The 14,953-nt window shown below is 71.2% G+C and carries 11 protein-coding genes and 1 pseudogene; 1 reads left to right on the top strand and 11 read right to left on the bottom strand.

What is annotated here, in order from left to right; all coding sequences use genetic code 11:
• Positions 1-57 precede the first annotated feature (57 nt).
• From ASC98_RS20105 to ASC98_RS20145, 9 genes are all read right to left on the bottom strand, one after another.
• Positions 58-1,593: an FAD-dependent monooxygenase gene (locus ASC98_RS20105; protein ID WP_056812344.1), complete on the bottom strand. Its 1,536-nt coding sequence runs from the start codon at positions 1,591-1,593 to the stop codon at positions 58-60.
• 83 nt (positions 1,594-1,676) lie between these two features.
• On the bottom strand, positions 1,677-2,570 hold the full coding sequence (locus ASC98_RS20110; RefSeq protein WP_056812347.1) for an SDR family NAD(P)-dependent oxidoreductase: 894 nt from the start codon (positions 2,568-2,570) through the stop codon (positions 1,677-1,679).
• Positions 2,571-2,599: 29 nt separating this feature from the next.
• Positions 2,600-3,541: a 3-keto-5-aminohexanoate cleavage protein gene (locus ASC98_RS20115; RefSeq protein WP_056812351.1), complete on the bottom strand. Its 942-nt coding sequence runs from the start codon at positions 3,539-3,541 to the stop codon at positions 2,600-2,602.
• A 23-nt stretch (positions 3,542-3,564) separates the two neighbouring features.
• Positions 3,565-4,287, bottom strand: coding sequence for an ABC transporter ATP-binding protein (locus ASC98_RS20120; protein ID WP_056812355.1), 723 nt, complete (start codon positions 4,285-4,287; stop codon positions 3,565-3,567).
• Positions 4,284-5,054, bottom strand: coding sequence for an ABC transporter ATP-binding protein (locus tag ASC98_RS20125; protein ID WP_235581331.1), 771 nt, complete (start codon positions 5,052-5,054; stop codon positions 4,284-4,286). Before ASC98_RS20125 ends, ASC98_RS20120 begins: the two co-directional genes overlap by 4 nt.
• Positions 5,051-6,280 carry a branched-chain amino acid ABC transporter permease gene (locus ASC98_RS20130; RefSeq protein WP_056812357.1) on the bottom strand — a complete coding sequence of 410 codons (1,230 nt, stop codon included), beginning with the start codon at positions 6,278-6,280 and terminating at the stop codon, positions 5,051-5,053. Before ASC98_RS20130 ends, ASC98_RS20125 begins: the two co-directional genes overlap by 4 nt.
• A 4-nt stretch (positions 6,281-6,284) precedes the next feature.
• On the bottom strand, positions 6,285-7,238 hold the full coding sequence (locus tag ASC98_RS20135; RefSeq protein ID WP_082542345.1) for a branched-chain amino acid ABC transporter permease: 954 nt from the start codon (positions 7,236-7,238) through the stop codon (positions 6,285-6,287).
• A gap of 4 nt (positions 7,239-7,242) precedes the next feature.
• The gene (locus ASC98_RS20140; protein ID WP_056812360.1) at positions 7,243-8,478 is read right to left on the bottom strand and encodes a branched-chain amino acid ABC transporter substrate-binding protein; all 1,236 of its coding nucleotides are present in this window, start codon (positions 8,476-8,478) and stop codon (positions 7,243-7,245) included.
• 20 nt (positions 8,479-8,498) lie between these two features.
• A complete protein-coding gene (locus ASC98_RS20145) occupies positions 8,499-9,290 on the bottom strand; it encodes an SDR family oxidoreductase (RefSeq protein ID WP_056812363.1) in 792 nt (263 codons plus the stop codon).
• Between the two features lie 214 nt (positions 9,291-9,504).
• Here ASC98_RS20145 and ASC98_RS20150 point away from each other — a divergent pair, with 214 nt between their 5' ends.
• Complete coding sequence (locus ASC98_RS20150) at positions 9,505-11,475, top strand: helix-turn-helix domain-containing protein (protein WP_056812366.1); 1,971 nt, start codon at positions 9,505-9,507, stop codon at positions 11,473-11,475.
• A 15-nt stretch (positions 11,476-11,490) separates the two neighbouring features.
• Here ASC98_RS20150 and ASC98_RS31800 read toward each other — a convergent pair whose 3' ends face one another.
• Positions 11,491-13,179, bottom strand: a complete 1,689-nt coding sequence (locus ASC98_RS31800) for a carboxylesterase/lipase family protein (protein ID WP_235581336.1) — start codon at positions 13,177-13,179, stop codon at positions 11,491-11,493.
• A pseudogene (locus ASC98_RS31805) lies at positions 13,156-14,871 on the bottom strand (tannase/feruloyl esterase family alpha/beta hydrolase); the annotation flags it as partial. The gene ASC98_RS31800 and the pseudogene ASC98_RS31805, both read right to left, overlap by 24 nt.
• Positions 14,872-14,953 lie beyond the last annotated feature (82 nt).

Consider the following 14,953-nt stretch of genomic DNA (forward strand, 5'->3'; position numbering starts at 1 on the left):
ATGGCCACCCCGGGAAAACCTACCGTGGCGGCGCCTCGGCGCCGCCCGGCGGGCATGTCAGAAATTCAACGGCGGCGGCGAAGGCGGCCCGAACCAGGTGGTCAGCGCGTCGGCGAGGCCGTCGCTGGAGGTGTCGTTGGAGGCGTCGTTGGAGGCGTCACCAACCCAGGCCACATGGCCGTCGGGCCGGATCAACACCGCGCCCGGCGCCGCGACACGCCCAAGGACCGGAAGCTCCCACGGCCCGGCGTGCGTCGCGTCGACCCGTTGCACCCGCTTGGCCCACGCAGCGATGTCGAGACGCCCGGGCTCGCCGAGGTTGAGCAACACCGGCCGGGCCCCGTGCAGCAGCGTGAAGACCCGCCGCGGGCCGGCCGCGGTGACCAGGTCGAGGTCGGGCATGCGGCGCCCGAGCAGCGGATGGCCGTTGCCGAGGTCATAGCGGATGTCCAGGCCGGACATCTCGGCGGCGATCCGCCGGCGCGGCTCGTCCATCGCGAGGAGCTCGCCGACGATCGCGCGCGCCGCCAGCGAGCGCGCGTCCTCGCGGTGCAGCGCCACCTGCGCCATCGTGGCCCTGAGCACGCGCGCACCCACGGGATGGCGCTCGGCGTGATAGGTGTCGAGCAGGCTGTCCGGGGACGTGCCCCGGACCACCTGCGCCAGCTTCCAGCCGAGGTTCACCGCATCCTGCAGGCCGGTGTTGAGCCCCAGTCCGCCAATCGGCGAGTGGATGTGCGCGGCATCGCCGGCGAGCAGCACGCGTGCGCTGCGATAGGCCGCGGCCTGCCGCGTCATGTCGGTGAACCTGGAAATCCAGGTCGGGCTGTGCACGCCGTAGTCGGTGCCGCACGCCGCGACGAGCCGTTCCTTCAGGTCGCGCAGCGTCGGCTCGGTGCGGGCATTGGCATCCGCTTCGGTGACCATGACCCCGATCGGGCCGACCTCCTTGTAGTGGATCTGGCCATCCTTCAGCTCGTACTCCGAGCGGCCGAAGGCATGCGTGCCCGCCGGCGACCGGTGCACCCCGTACGGCGGCGTTTCCGTCATCTCGACTTCGGCGAGGAGGTTGCTGGTGGTCGCATCCCAGCCGGGGAAGTCGATGCCGGCGATCTTGCGCACGAGGCTGCGCCCGCCGTCGCATCCGACGAGATACTGCGCCCGCAGCGACCGGCCGTCCGCCAGCGCGACGTCGACCGCGGCGTCGTGCTGCACGAAGCCGGTGATGTCGTGGCCATAGAGGATCGGCACCCCAAGCTCGGTGACCCAGTCGGCGAGCAGGCGCTCGATGTGCTTCTGACGCAGCGCCAGCCCATAGGGGTGGCGGGTCGGGAAGTCGCTGATGTCCAGGCGGGTGACGGCGAAGCCGGTGAGCTGCGCGACCTGCCCCGCCGCCAGGAACCGGTCCGCGATGCCGCGCTGGTCGAGGACCTCGATCGTGCGCGCGGAGATGCCCTGCGCACGCGTGCCGGAGAGTTGCTGGTCGGGCCGGCGCTCGACGACCACGACGTCCACGCCGGCCAGCGCCAGCTCGCCTGCCAGCATCAGCCCGGTCGGGCCCCCGCCGGCGATCACCACTGCATGCTCGGTCATCGTTCGCGTGCTCCATCGTCGGAGCGGGGATTGTGCCCGCGGTGCCCGTGGTGCCCGTGCCACGTCAACGCCGACCGGTGCGATCACTGCCGGACGGCCACCCCCTTCGCCAGCTCCAGCCGGTACTGCTCCCAGCCCGACGCCGGCACGATCTCGTCGGCGCGCGCGGTGACTTCGCCGAGCCGCTCGCACAGCCGCTCGGCCACGTCGTGCGCATCGTCCAGGTAGACGCCCTGCGTCATCGTGATGTTCGCGCTCTCGAAGCTGCCGGCCCCCGCCAGCAGGATCATGCGCGATGGCGCCTCGTCGCCCACCAGCGCGAGCAGCGCCGGGCTGACGCGCTCCGCGGTCAGCCGGGCCAGTGCGTCCGGCGGCAGCACGCCTTCGGTCATCGCCGTCGCGGCCGTCGGCGCCAGGCAGTTCACCTGCACGCCGTACTTCGCGCCTTCCAGCGCCAGCGTCTGCATCAAGCCCACCAGCGCCATCTTCGCCGCGCCGTAGTTCGACTGGCCGAAGTTGCCGTACAGGCCGCTGGACGAGGTCGTCATCACGATGCGGCCGTAGCGCTGCGCCTGCATCTGCGCCCACACCGCCTTGGTCGCGTTGACGGCGCCCATCAGGTGCACGTCCAGCACCAGCCTGAAGTCGTCGAGCGACATCTTCGCGAAGCTCTTGTCGCGCAGGATGCCGGCGTTGTTCACCAGGATGTCGATGCGCCCCCACCGGGCCACCGCGGCGTCGGCCATCGCCTGCATGTCGGCGAGCGCCGTCACGTCGCCGAGCTGCACCAGCGCCTCGCCGCCGCGCCGCCGGATCTCGTCGGCCACCGCCTGCGCCGCGGCGCCGTCGTCGCGCCCCGCGAGGTCGTTGACGACCACCCGCGCGCCGTGGCGGGCGAGCTCCAGCGCATGCGTGCGCCCGAGCCCGCCGCCGGCGCCGGTCACGATGGCCACCTTGTCTTGCAAACGCTTCTTCATGGGTCCCTTCGGGGTTGGTTGCGGGTGATTCAGATCGACGTGGCGTCGCTGCCCTTCAGCGCCAGCATCGTGCGCACCTCGGCCGGCGTCGCGACGTCGAGCGACAGCTCCTCCAGGATGCGGCGGATCTTGCGCACCTGCTCGGCGCACGAGCGCGCCAGCCGGCCGCGCTCCAGGTACAGGCTGTCTTCCAGGCCGACGCGCACGTTGCCGCCCATCACCGCGGCCATCGTCAGCAGCGGCATCTGGTGGCGGCCGGCGCCCAGCACCGAGAAGCGGTAGTGCTTGCGGCCGAACAGCCGGTCGGCCGTCGCGCGCATCGTGAACAGGTTCTCCGGGTCGGCCCCCACGCCACCGAGGATGCCGAAGATGCTCTGGATGAACAGCGGTCCGTCGACCAGCCCTTCGTCGACGAAGTGCGCCAGCGTGTAGAGGTGGCCGACGTCGTAGCACTCGAACTCGAAGCGAGTGCCGGCGTCCTCCCCCAGCACCTTCAGGATGTGCTTGATGTCGGCGAAGGTGTTGCGGAAGATCAGGTCTTCCATGCCCTCGACGTGCGGCTTCTCCCACTCGTGGCGCCACGCGCCGACCTTGCGCGCCATCGGGTGGATCGAGAAGTTCATCGAGCCCATGTTCAGCGAGCACATCTCCGGCCGGGCCTGCAACGGGTAGGCCAGGCGCTCCTGCAGCGTCATGCGCGTGCTGCCGCCGGTGGTGATGTTGATCACCGCATCGGTCGCGGCCCGGATGCGCGGCACGAACTGGTCGAACACCTTCGGGTCCGGCGTCGGCCGGCCATCGCGCGGGTCGCGCGCATGCAGGTGCAGGATGGCCGCGCCGGCCTCGGCGGCCTCGATGGCCTGCTCGGCGATCTGGTCCGGCGTCAGCGGCAGGTGCGGCGACATCGTCGGCGTGTGCACCGAGCCGGTCACGGCGCAGCTGATGATGACCTTGTCTGGGGGGGTTGCCACGGGATCTCCTGAGGTGGGTTGAGTCAGACCGCGAGCCACTGCTGCTGCATCTCGCGGTCGGCCAGCAGTTGCGCCGGGCTGCCTTCGAAGACGATGTGGCCGTGGCCCATCACGCAGACGCGGGTCGAGACCTTCAGCGCGATCGCGAGCTTCTGCTCCACCAGCACCACCGAGACGCCCTGCCGCCGCATGTCCTCGATGCACTCGGCGACCTGCGCGACGATCTTCGGCGCCAGGCCCTCGGTCGGCTCGTCGATCAGGATCGCCAGCGGGTTGCCGAGCAGCGAGCGGCACATCGTCAGCATCTGCTGCTCGCCGCCCGACAGGCTGCCGGCCTTGGTGCCGCGGCGCTCCTTCAGGCGCGGGAAGTAGTCGAACATCTGCGCGATGCTCCAGCGCACCGCGCCGGCCACCGGCGGCTGCTGGCCCATGCGCAGGTTCTCGTCGACGGTGAGGTTCGCGAACACCTCGCGTTCCTCCGGCACATAGGCCAGCCCGGCGCGGCAGATGGCATGCGGCGGCGCGCCGGCCAACGCGCGGCCGCCGAGTTCGACCCGGCCGGCGCTCGGCGGCACCAGGCCCATCATCGCCTTCAGCGTCGTCGAGCGGCCCGAGCCGTTGCGGCCCAGCAGGCTGACGACCTCGCCGCGGCCGACCTGCAGCGTCACGCCGCGCAGCACATGGCTCTTGCCGTAGTGCGCCTGCAGGCCGTCCACGCGCAGCAGGGGTTGAACGACGGCGTTCATGCGGCGTGCTCCTCGCCCAGGTAGGCTTCGCGCACGCCGTCGTGCCGGCGGATCTCGTCCGGCGTGCCGGTCGCGATGACCTGGCCGTAGACCAGCACGCTGACGCGCTCGCCGAGCGAGAACACCACGTCCATGTCGTGCTCCACCAGCAGCAGCGTGCGGCCGGCCGTGACCTCGCGGATCAGCTCGGCGGTGTACTGCGTCTCTTCGCTCGACATGCCGGCCATCGGTTCGTCGAGCAGCACCACCTGCGGGTCCGAGGCCAGCGTCATCGCGAGTTCGAGCGAGCGCTGCGCCGAGTAGGTCATCTCGCCGCCGAGCGTCGCGGCCTGGTGCTGCAGTCGCACCCGCTCCAGCAGCCGCTCGGTCTCTTCGCGCAGGGCTGGCAGCCGCTCGATGCGGCGCCAGAGCTTGTACTGCAGCCGGTGACGCTGCATCACCGCGATGCGCACGTTCTCGAACACGCTCAGCTTCGGAAAGATGTTGGTGATCTGGAACGAGCGGGCCAGCCCGCGGCGGTTGACGCGCTCCGGCGTCCAGCCGCCGATCGGCTGGCCGTCGAGCACGATCTCGCCGGCGCTCGGCCGCAGGTTGCCGGAGATCAGGTGGAACAGCGTCGACTTGCCGGCGCCGTTCGGCCCGATCAGCGCGTGGCGTTCACCGGCGCGCAGGTCGAGGTCGACGCCGCGGATGATCTCGGCCGCGCCGAAGGACTTGCGCAGGCCGCGCAGGCTGAGGATCGGGATGGCGGTGCGGTCGTTCGTCACGTCGCGCTCCCGACGCGGCGCCGTGCGAGGACGGCCAGCCAGCTGCCGCACGCGAGCAGGCCCGCCGGCAGCATCCACGTCGACAGCGCCGTCGGCGACCAGGGCCGCTCCAGCAGGCGGACCGCCGGCAGCTCCGCGGCCGCTTGCGCCAGCGCGCGGTAGTCCTGCGAGCACAGCCGCTGCAGCATCTCGACGATGAACACGCCGCCCGCGCCCAGCAGCACGGTCGCGCCGGCCGCCAGCAGCGCGACCGATGCCGCCGTCCGCCAGCCCCGCCGCTCGACCAGGCGCGCACCCGCGGTGACCAGCCCGGCCAGGCCCGCCGGCGCGAACATCATCACCAGCACGAACAGCACGCCCTGGTACAGCAGCCACGACTGCGTGGCGTCGGACGCCGCGTAGCCGAAGAAGGTCATCAGCGCGGCGCCGAGTGCCGGGCAGGGGAAGCTGCCGACCCCGCCGATGGTGCTGTTCAGCACCACGCCGGCCGACACGCCGGCATCGAACACCGCGTAGTTCGCGGCCTCGTTGCCCAGCGCCTGCAGCGCGCCGGCCACGCCGGAGAACATCGCCGAGATCGCGAAGGCCGACACGCCGAGGCCGTGCACGTCGTAGCCGAGGAAGCGCAGCCGGTGCCCGTTCTCGCGCAGCGCGAGCATCAGGCGGCCGGCCGGCGTGCGGCTGTGGAAGTACAGCAGCCCGAGGCACAGCAGCACCCACGCGAGGGTCAGGTAGTAGACCTGCACCGTCGATCCGAAGCCGAGGCCCCAGGCCGGCGCCCGCATCGTCGACAGGCCGGACTCGCCGCCGAACAGGCCCTTCAGCTGCGGGGCCAGCGCGTGCAGCAGCTCGGCGATGGCCAGCGTGATCATCGCGAAGCTGGTGCCGCTGCGCTGCGTCGCGAACCAGCCGGCGACGATGCCGACGGCCAGGCCGGCCGCGGCGCCGACCAGCGGCATCAGTGGCGTCGGCAGCAGCCCGCTGCCGCCGAGCGCATTCATCGCATGCACCGTCGCGAACGCGCCGATGCCGAAGTAGGCCGCATGCCCGAACGACAGCATGCCGGCGCGGCCGCTGAGCATGCCGTAGGCGCTGGCGAACAGCGCCGCGACCAGCATCTGGATCGACGCGATCAGCAGCCCGGCGGGCAGCAGCGCGGGCAGCGCCACCAGCAGCGCGACGCCGGCCATCAGGAGGACGACGGGAAGTGGAAGGGTCGTGCGCATCGCGTCAGGCCTTCTCGCCCATCAGCCCGCCCGGGCGGACCAGCAGGATCAGCAGCATCAACGCGAACGGCAGCGTGGCGGCGAGGCTCGACAGCTTCAGCGTCAGCAAGCCGCCGATGCCTTCGGCCCACGCGCCGGCGCCGACGACGGCCAGCAGGTCGGCGAGGCTGCGGTCCACCCCCACCGCCAGCGAGGTGACGATGCCGATCAGCAGCGACGCCAGCATCGCGCCGCCGAGCGAGCCCAGCCCACCGACGACCACGACGACGAAGGCCATCACGCCGACTTCGAGCGCCATGTTCGGGTTGGTGGTGTAGAACGCGCCGGCGATCGCGCCGGCCAGGCCGGCCAGCGCCGCGCCGACGCCGAACACGCCCATGAACACCAGCTGCACGTTGTGGCCCAGCGCCTGCGCCATGCGCGGCTTGTGGATGGCCGCCCGCACGACGATGCCGATGCGCGTGCGCGTCAGCAGCAGCCACAGCACGCCGAACATCGCCAGCGCCACCACCGCCATCAGCACGCGGTAGGCCGGGTACTGCTGGCGGCCGAGCGTGAACGCGGCGACGTCGAGCGCCGGCGGAATGCGGTAGTCCACCGGGTGGTTGCCGAAGAACAGCTTGATCGCCTCGGCGATGATGAACGACAGCCCGAAGGTCAGCAGCAGTTCGTGCGCGTGGCCGTGGTGGTGCACGCGCCGCAGGAACCAGCGTTCGACCACGACGCCGACCGCGCCCGACAGCAGCGTGGCCGCCACCACCGCCGGGCCGAAGCCGACGAGGCCCTGCAGCGTGTACGCGAAATACGCGCCGAGCATGTAGAACGAGGCATGGGCGAAGTTCAGCACGCCCATCATCCCGAACACCAGCGTCAGCCCGGCCGAGACCATGAACAGCAGCAGGCCGTAGACCGTGCCGTTCAGCAGTGAAAAGACGAGGGTGTCCACCGCGTGTCCCATCGCCTCAGCCGGGGCGCTGCATCTTGCAGGCGGCCTGCGCCGGCACCGCAGCCTGCTCGGCGCTGAAGACCTTCACCGGCTTGAAGCCCAGCTCGGTGTCGTCGGCCTTGTACTTCGCGTCGCGGGCCACCACCGACACCACCAGCGGCAGCAGCACCTGGTGGTCGCTCGCGCGCATGCTGGCCTCGCCCATCGGCGTCTTGAGCCGCGTGGTCTCCAGCGCGCGTGCGAGCGCGTTGACGTCGAGCGAGTCGTTCACCGGCTTCGTGCGCTTCAGCGCATCGGCCACCATCTCCAGCCCGAACACCGTCTGCGGCTCGGTCGCGACCGGCCAGTGGCCGCTCTTCGCCTTGTAATCGGCCATGAAGCGGTCGCCGTCCGCGCCGGCGGCCTCGGCGTTGAAGGCCTGCACGACGAAATGACCCACCGCCTGCTCGCCGGCATTCGCGATGTTGCCCACCTGGTCGAGGTACACCGTGCCGAAGCGCACCTTCAGCCCGGCCGCCTTCGATGCCTTCATCATCAGCAGCAGGTCGTTCGACCAGTTGCCGGTGATCACCGTGTCGGCGCCCGACGCGCCGATCTTCGCGACGTAGGGCGCGAAGTCCTGGATCTTGTTGACGTCGTGCAGCGTCTTCTCGACGACCTGATAGCCGCCGGCGCCGGCGTTGTCGACGATGGCGCGCTCCATGTCCTGGCCCCACGAGTAGTTCTGGTTGATCGCGTAGACCTTGGTGCCCAGCGCCTGCCCCTGCTTCATTGCCTGCACCAGCGCCTTGGTGCGCACCTGCGCGTTGCCGGCGAAGCGGAAGTGGTGGAAGTTGCACTTCTCGCCGGTCAGCTCCAGCGCCTCGGCACCGACGTTGATGTAGACGATCTCCTTGCCCGGGTTGCGCAGGTTGTGCTTGCGCACGTCTTCGGTGATCTGGCCGCCGATCGCCGACGAGCCGCCCTGCACGACGATCTGCACGCCGTCGGCGGCCGCGGCCTTCAGCTTGTCGGAGGCACCGGCCGGGCCGCCCTGGTTGTCGTACTCCAGCAGCTGCACCGGCTGGCCGTTCCAGCCGCCGGCCGCATTCAGCTTGTCGACCGCGTAGCGCACCGCGGCGCGATAGGCCTGGCCGGTCGAGGCCTGCGGGCCGGACAGCGTCTCCAGCACGCCGATCTTGACCGGGGCGGCGTGCGCGGCGACGGCCAGCAGCGCGAGCATCGGAAGGCTTGCGATTCGAACGGCGTTCATCTTTTGTCTCCTGGAGTTTTTCAGAGGTACTCGACGTTGCCGTCGATGCTGATGGCCTGGCCCGTCATGTTCCGGGCCGCGGGCGAACACAGGAACAGCGCCAGTGCCGCCACGTCGTCGGCGCTCACCATGCGGCGCAGCGAGATCTTGTTGAGGTACTGCTGGCGCATCTCGTCGACACCGAGGCCGGTCGACGCCGCGCGCGCCGCGATCACGCCGTTCATGCGCTCGCCCTCGACGGTGCCGGGCAGGATCGCGTTGACGCGGATGTCGTGCAGCCCGAGCTCGACCGCCAGCGACTTGGTCAGGCCGACGATGGCCCACTTGCTGGCGGCATACGGCGTGCGGTACGGGTAGCCGAGCCGGCCCGCGACCGAGGCCATCGAGATCAGGCAGGGGCCGGCCGCCGAGCGCTTCAGCATCGGCACCGCGCGCCGCGCGAAGTAGTACTGGCTGTTCAGGTTGACGGCGATCGTGCGCTCCCAGCCGGGGCCGTCGATGTCCTCGATGGCGCCGGTGGGTCCGGCGATGCCGGCGTTGTTGACCAGCACGTCGAGCCCGCCGAATGCGCCCTGCACGTCGTCGAACACCAGGTCGACATCGGCCGGCACCGACGCGTCGGCCATGCTGCCAGTGACACCGGGCAGCTCGGTCGACAGGCGGTCCAGCGCGCTGCGGTCGATGTCGCAGACATGCACCCGCGCCCCCGCCTCGTGGAAGCCCCGCGCGATCGCGGCACCGATGCCGTTCGCACCGGCCGTCACGAGGACGCGCAGGTTCGGCGCGGGTCGAAGCGAATCGAGAAGGGGCATGCAGGTCCTCTGTGCGCGCTGTGCGCTCCGTGCGTGAATGACGGCAGTCTCCGGGCGATGCGGCCCGCGGCCTATGTGCGGCGCGCACACCTTGCGGCCGGATTCAGTGTCTTTCGCGGCCCGCGGCGGCCCCGGTTCGGCGCACGCCCCTCTGGTAGCCTCTGCGCACACCGACGCCGACCACCGCGCACATGCAGTACCCAGGAGACAAGCCATGAGGAGCGTTGCCCCGCCCTTCGTCGACGGCACCGGCCAGCGGGTCGCGGAGCTGATCCACCTGCTCCACCAGGGCGCGCCGGCCGACGATTTCGCACGCCGCCTGGCCGAGGTCGAGGCGCTGCCGGACGACATCGCGGCCAAGTCCATGCTGGCCGAGACGGTGCGCATGGCGATGGCCATCCGCAACCGGCTCGAACTGCAGCAGCAGCGCGAGCGCGGCATGCTGGCGGTGATCGATTCGGCGCAGGCCCTGTCGAGCCGGCTCGACCTGCAGAGCCTGCTCGCGGCGCTGGTGCAGCGTGCGCGCAACCTGCTGGGCTCCGACATCGCGTGGCTGTCGATCTACGACACCAACCGCGGCGAGTTCCACGTGCTGGCCGCCGACGGCGCGATGCAGCAGACCACCTCCGGCATGGTGGCGCGGCACGACCGCGGCGTGGCCAGCGTCGTGATGTCGACGCGCCTGCCCTTCATGACGCCCGACTACCTGCACGATGCGCGCTTCGAGCACGACGCCGCGCTCGACGCCGCGTTCCAGGACGAAGGCATCGCGGCGCTGGTGGGCGTGCCGCTGGTCTGGGACGGCGAGGTGACCGGGCTGTTGTTCGTCGCCGACCGCTACCACCGGCTGCACACCGCGCAGAGCATCGCGATCCTGTGCACGCTGGCCACGCACGGCGCGGTGGCGCTGAAGAACGCCCGCGATTTCGAACGCGCCAACGCGGCGCTGCGCGATGCGGACCAGGCCCGTGCCGAGCTGGAACGGCATGTGCGCAGCATCCAGGCCGCGACCGATGCGCACGAGCAGCTGACCTCGCTGCTGGCGCGCGGCGCGTCGCTGTCGACGCTGTGCGAATCGGTCGCGCGCCTGCTGGGCGGCAGCGTGCTGGTGCTGGACGAGGCCTCGCAGGCGGTCAGCGCGGCAGCGGCACCGGGGTATGCGGGCCCCGGCGCTTCAGCCCACGCGCCGCACGGCCCGCGCAGCGCCGAGGTGGCGCGCGCGCTGCGCCAGAGTCGCGAGACCGGGCGCTCGGTGCTGGCCTGGCAGCAGGACGACGAATCCTGCCGCGTGATGCCGGTGATCGGCGGCGACGACCTGCTCGGCGCCGCGCTGCTGTTCCACGGCGGCACGCTGGAAGAGATCGCGATCCGCACCTTCGAGCGCAGCGCGAGCGTGATCGGCGTCGTGCTGCTGTCGCGCCAGCGCCTCGAAGCGTCGAAGAGCCACGACGCGTCGGACCTGCTGCGTTCGCTGGTGTGGCCGCGCCAGGGCGAGCTGACCGAGCTGATGGGCCGTGCCGATCACCACGGCGTGGACCTGTCGCGCCCGCTGGCGCTGATGCTGGTGGAGGTGGACGGCCCGAGCGCCGGGTATGCCGCGCGGCGTTTCAGGACGACGCGACCGCTGGCCAATGCGCTGGTCGACGACCTCGACGGCACGCTGGTGATCCTGTGCGGCGCCACCGGCGCGCTCGACGCGCGACAGGCCGTCTCGGCGTGGGCGCGCGGCGAGCTTCGCGCCACGCACCGCGGCGTGCTGTCGCGCCCGATCGGCGGGCCGGCCGAGGTCCCGGCGCTGTACGCGACGCTGGGCCGCGCACTGCCGGTGCTGCGGCGCATCGGCGTGCAGGGCCAGATCGTCAACCAGAACGAACTGGCGCTGTACTCCACGCTGTTCGAGACCCACGACCACGGCAGCCTCGACAGCTTCCTGCAGGCCACCATCGGCCCGCTGATCTCGCTGGACCGCAAGCGCAGCGCCGAACTGGCGCCGACCCTGCTGTGCTACTTCGACCACAACCAGAACGCGAAGACCACCGCGCAGCGCCTGGGCATCCACGTCAACACGGTGCGGCAGCGCCTGGCCACCATCGAGACGCTGCTCGGGCACTGGGGCCAGGCCTCGCGCGCGCTGGAGATCCACATCGCGCTGCGGCTGTGGCACCTGAGCGCGCCCTCGGCCTGAGGGCGCCCCCACCCGTCATTGCACGCTGATCTGCTTCGCGGCCGGCGAGGCGTCGAACACCAGCGTCGCCGGCCACTGCGGCCAGGGCAGGCCCAGCGCGGTGTTGTTCGGGTCGCCGTTGCGCGCGAACGCGCCGATGCTGCGCATCATCGCGTCCGACAGCGCCAGCCGGCCCGGCGCGTTGGCGGTGGTGTTCGCGAAGTTGGCATACAGCGACGGCCCGAAGTTGCCGAACGCGAACGGCAGGTCGAACGCATGCGCCGCGCCGTAGATCTCGTTGAACGGCGCCGGCATCTCGTCCCAGTCGAAGCGGTAGTACCAGATCGGGTTCTGCTGCGACTGCAGCGCGGCCAGCACGCTGTCGCGGCTGTTCAGGAAGAAGATCCTGTTCAACTGGTCGGAGCGCGCGGTGAAGCCGGTGACCGGCGCATCCATCGGCAGGTACGACGGCGGGATCCACTGCGCGAGCGTCGTCGTCGCCGGGCCGTTGGGCTGGTAGTTGAAGGCCATCGCGAAGACCGACGGATCGTCGAGCAGGCGGCCGCTGCCGGTGCCGCCGGCCAGCGGCAGCAGCGTCGGGAACAGCTTGCCTTCGTCGCGGGTGTTGCCGGCGAGCACCGGCACCTTCAGGTACTGGCCGGCCTGGATCGCCGCGATCGGGCTGACCGGCAGCACGTTGCCGTCGGCGATCGGCCCGGAGCCGGAGGCGCCCACCGGTGCGAGCTTGCCGGTCACCGTGTTGATGATGGCTGCGGCGCTCTTGCCGCGAAGGTAGCTCGCGACCTGCTCCGGCGTGCGCGACGCGACGTAGCCGTAGGCCGCGGTCAGGTCGGCGGCCAGCCCGTCGGCGAGCACCAGGTTCGCGACCAGGAAATCGGCCTGGTTGCGGAAGTCCGTCGGCGACGCCAGCGTCGCGACGCTGCCGGCCGGCAGCTCGCTGGCCCGCGAGATGCCGCCGCTGATCGGCAGCACGCGATGCACCAGCGCCGGATTCGCCTGCACGACGAGCGGCGAGGTCATCAGCGCATAGACGTTGACCGCGCCCGCCGACTGGCCCATCAGCGTGACGTTGCCCGGGTTGCCGCCGAAGGCCGCGACGTTGCGGTTGACGAACTTCAGCGCCTGCACGATGTCGAGCAGCGCGAAGTTGCCGGAATCGTCGAGCGCGTCGCCGGTCTTCAGCTGCGCCAGGTTGATGAAGCCGAGCAGGCCGAGCCGGTAGTTCACCGTGACGACCACCGCGTTGGCGGTGCGGGCCAGCGCCGCGCCGTCGTAGACCGGGTCGGCGGTGTAGCCGGTGACGTTGCTGCCGCCGTGCACGAACACGATCACCGGCAGGTTCGTCGCGCCGGTGGTCGGGCGCCAGATGTTCAGGTAGAGGCAGTCTTCGGATCCGACCGGCTGGCCGATGGTGGTGCCGATGGTGGCGTCGTACCTGTTGTTCGAGCCGGGGCCGTACAGGCGGCCGAACGATGCACAGGCATTGCCGAACTGCTGCGTGGCTTTCGGCGACGTCCAGGCGTCGGGCTCGGCCGGCGCCTTCCAGCGCAGCTCGCCGACCGGCGCCTTCGCATACGGGATGCCCTTCCAGGCGTAGGTGCCGCTGCTGGCGGAGTGGTCGGTGCCGATCACGTCGCCGAGCGATGTGCTGCGCTGCGTCGGCGAGGCGGCCTCGCGGTTGGCACAGGTGAACGAGGCAGCCATGTTGACGTCTCCGGTGCCGTTGTAGCGCGGCCAGGCAGGGTAGTCGCACAGCGGCCGGGTGCGGCCGGGCACGCCGGCGGTGTCGGCCACCACCGGGGCGCTCGGGGCCGTGCCGTCCTCGGCCCAGTGCTCGAGCGCGGTCAACGAATCCCACGCGGCATTGAAGGCCGTGCTGACCGCATGGCCGAGCCCGGGGATCTCGTAGTAGCGCACGAAGGTGTCGACTTCCGACGGGCCCATGCGGGCCTGCAGGCGCTGGTAGTACTCCTCGGTGGCGCGGGTGCTGACCAGGATGTCGGCCACGCCATGCGCCAGCAGCAGCTTGCCGCCCCTGGCCGCGAACGCGTCGAGGTCGACGCGGGTGTCGAGCAGCGTGCTCAGCTGGCTGACGCGGCCGGCCCACGGGCCGGGGTTTTCCGGGTCGAAGGACAGCGAGTCGTAGCCGGCATCGCGCGTCACCGAGTACTTGATCCACTGGTCGAGCAAGGTGCCGATGTACGGCGAATTGCGCGGCATCGGCATCGCCGGCGCCGCGGTGCCCAGCGCCAGGAAGGTGACCGTCGGCTGCAGCGGCGACGGGTTGGTGGTGATGCCGAGGTCGGCGCCCCAGACGTTGGAGCCGGGGTAGTGCGTCTCGCCGCTGGCCACCGCGAAGTTGAAGTGCGAGTCGGTGTTCATCACCTTCAGCGCGGTGATCTGCGCATCGGACAGGCAGCTGTCGCCGGCCTCCGCGCCATCGGGGCAGCGCAGCGGGTTGCCGTTCGCGCTGGCGGTCGCCGGGTCGAACACCGCGTTGCAGCGCTGCTGGTTGCTGATGAGGCCGTCGACCACGCCGTCAAGGCCGTCGCAGGCCTGCATCGCCGCGGCGTAGACCAGCGCGCGCTTCGCGGGGCTCGGGTAGGCGCCCGGCTTCGAGAGGGCGCGGCTGACGCGCTGGCCGTGCAGCAGCGCGGCGGCGTCGTTCCAGGCCGGGTACAGCGAGATCGCGCCGTCCCAGTCGGCGGGCCAGCGGGTGATGGCGGCAAGCGCCTCGCGCCCGCCGGTGGAGCCGCCGGCGAAGTAGGCCTTGCCGATCGACGCGACCGCATAGCGCGCCTTGATCAGGAACGTGGCCGCGTCGCGGGTCTTCTTGATCGCGTCGCCGCCGAAGTTGGCTGCCGCTTCGTCGTTGAGCGCGAACGAGCCGTCCTGCGAGCCGAACGCGTTGGCCTGGTGGCCGGAGTCGCTGGCGAAGGTGGCATACCCGCGGCCCAGCGGGTTGGGCTGGTCGGTGGGGCCGACCGGCACGTTGCCGGTGACCGGGGGGATGCTGCCGTCGAAACCGCCGCCGCCGAACATCACCGCCTTGTGGTTCCAGGTGGTGGGCAGCGCGAGGTTGAAGCGGATGTCGGGTGCGGCAGGATCGACCGGCGAGATCTTCGCGACGACGAGGCAGTGCTCGGGAATCGCCTTCGGCGCGGTGCCGCTGGGGGCGACGACGGTGGCCGAAACGACGCTGGCGCCGGCGGTCGGCAGGCCGATCGCGCCGGCGGGGATGGCGGTGCCTTCGAGCTGCGCGCAACTGAGCGGCGTGGACGACGGAGGCGGGGGCGCGTCTCCACCGCCGCCGCTGTCTCCGCCGCCGCATCCCGCCAGCAGCAGGGACAGGACGAACAGTGGCAGAAGCCGATGGCCGGACCGGGGCTGTCTCATGGGTGTCTCCTGTTTCTTGTCGCTCCAGTCTTGGCGGGCCTGCCCGGGGACTCAATGGCGGAAAGGCACATCCGGGAGGCCC

It is taken from the genome of Rhizobacter sp. Root1238 (assembly GCF_001425825.1).
Classification (GTDB): Bacteria; Pseudomonadota; Gammaproteobacteria; order Burkholderiales; family Burkholderiaceae_C; genus Rhizobacter.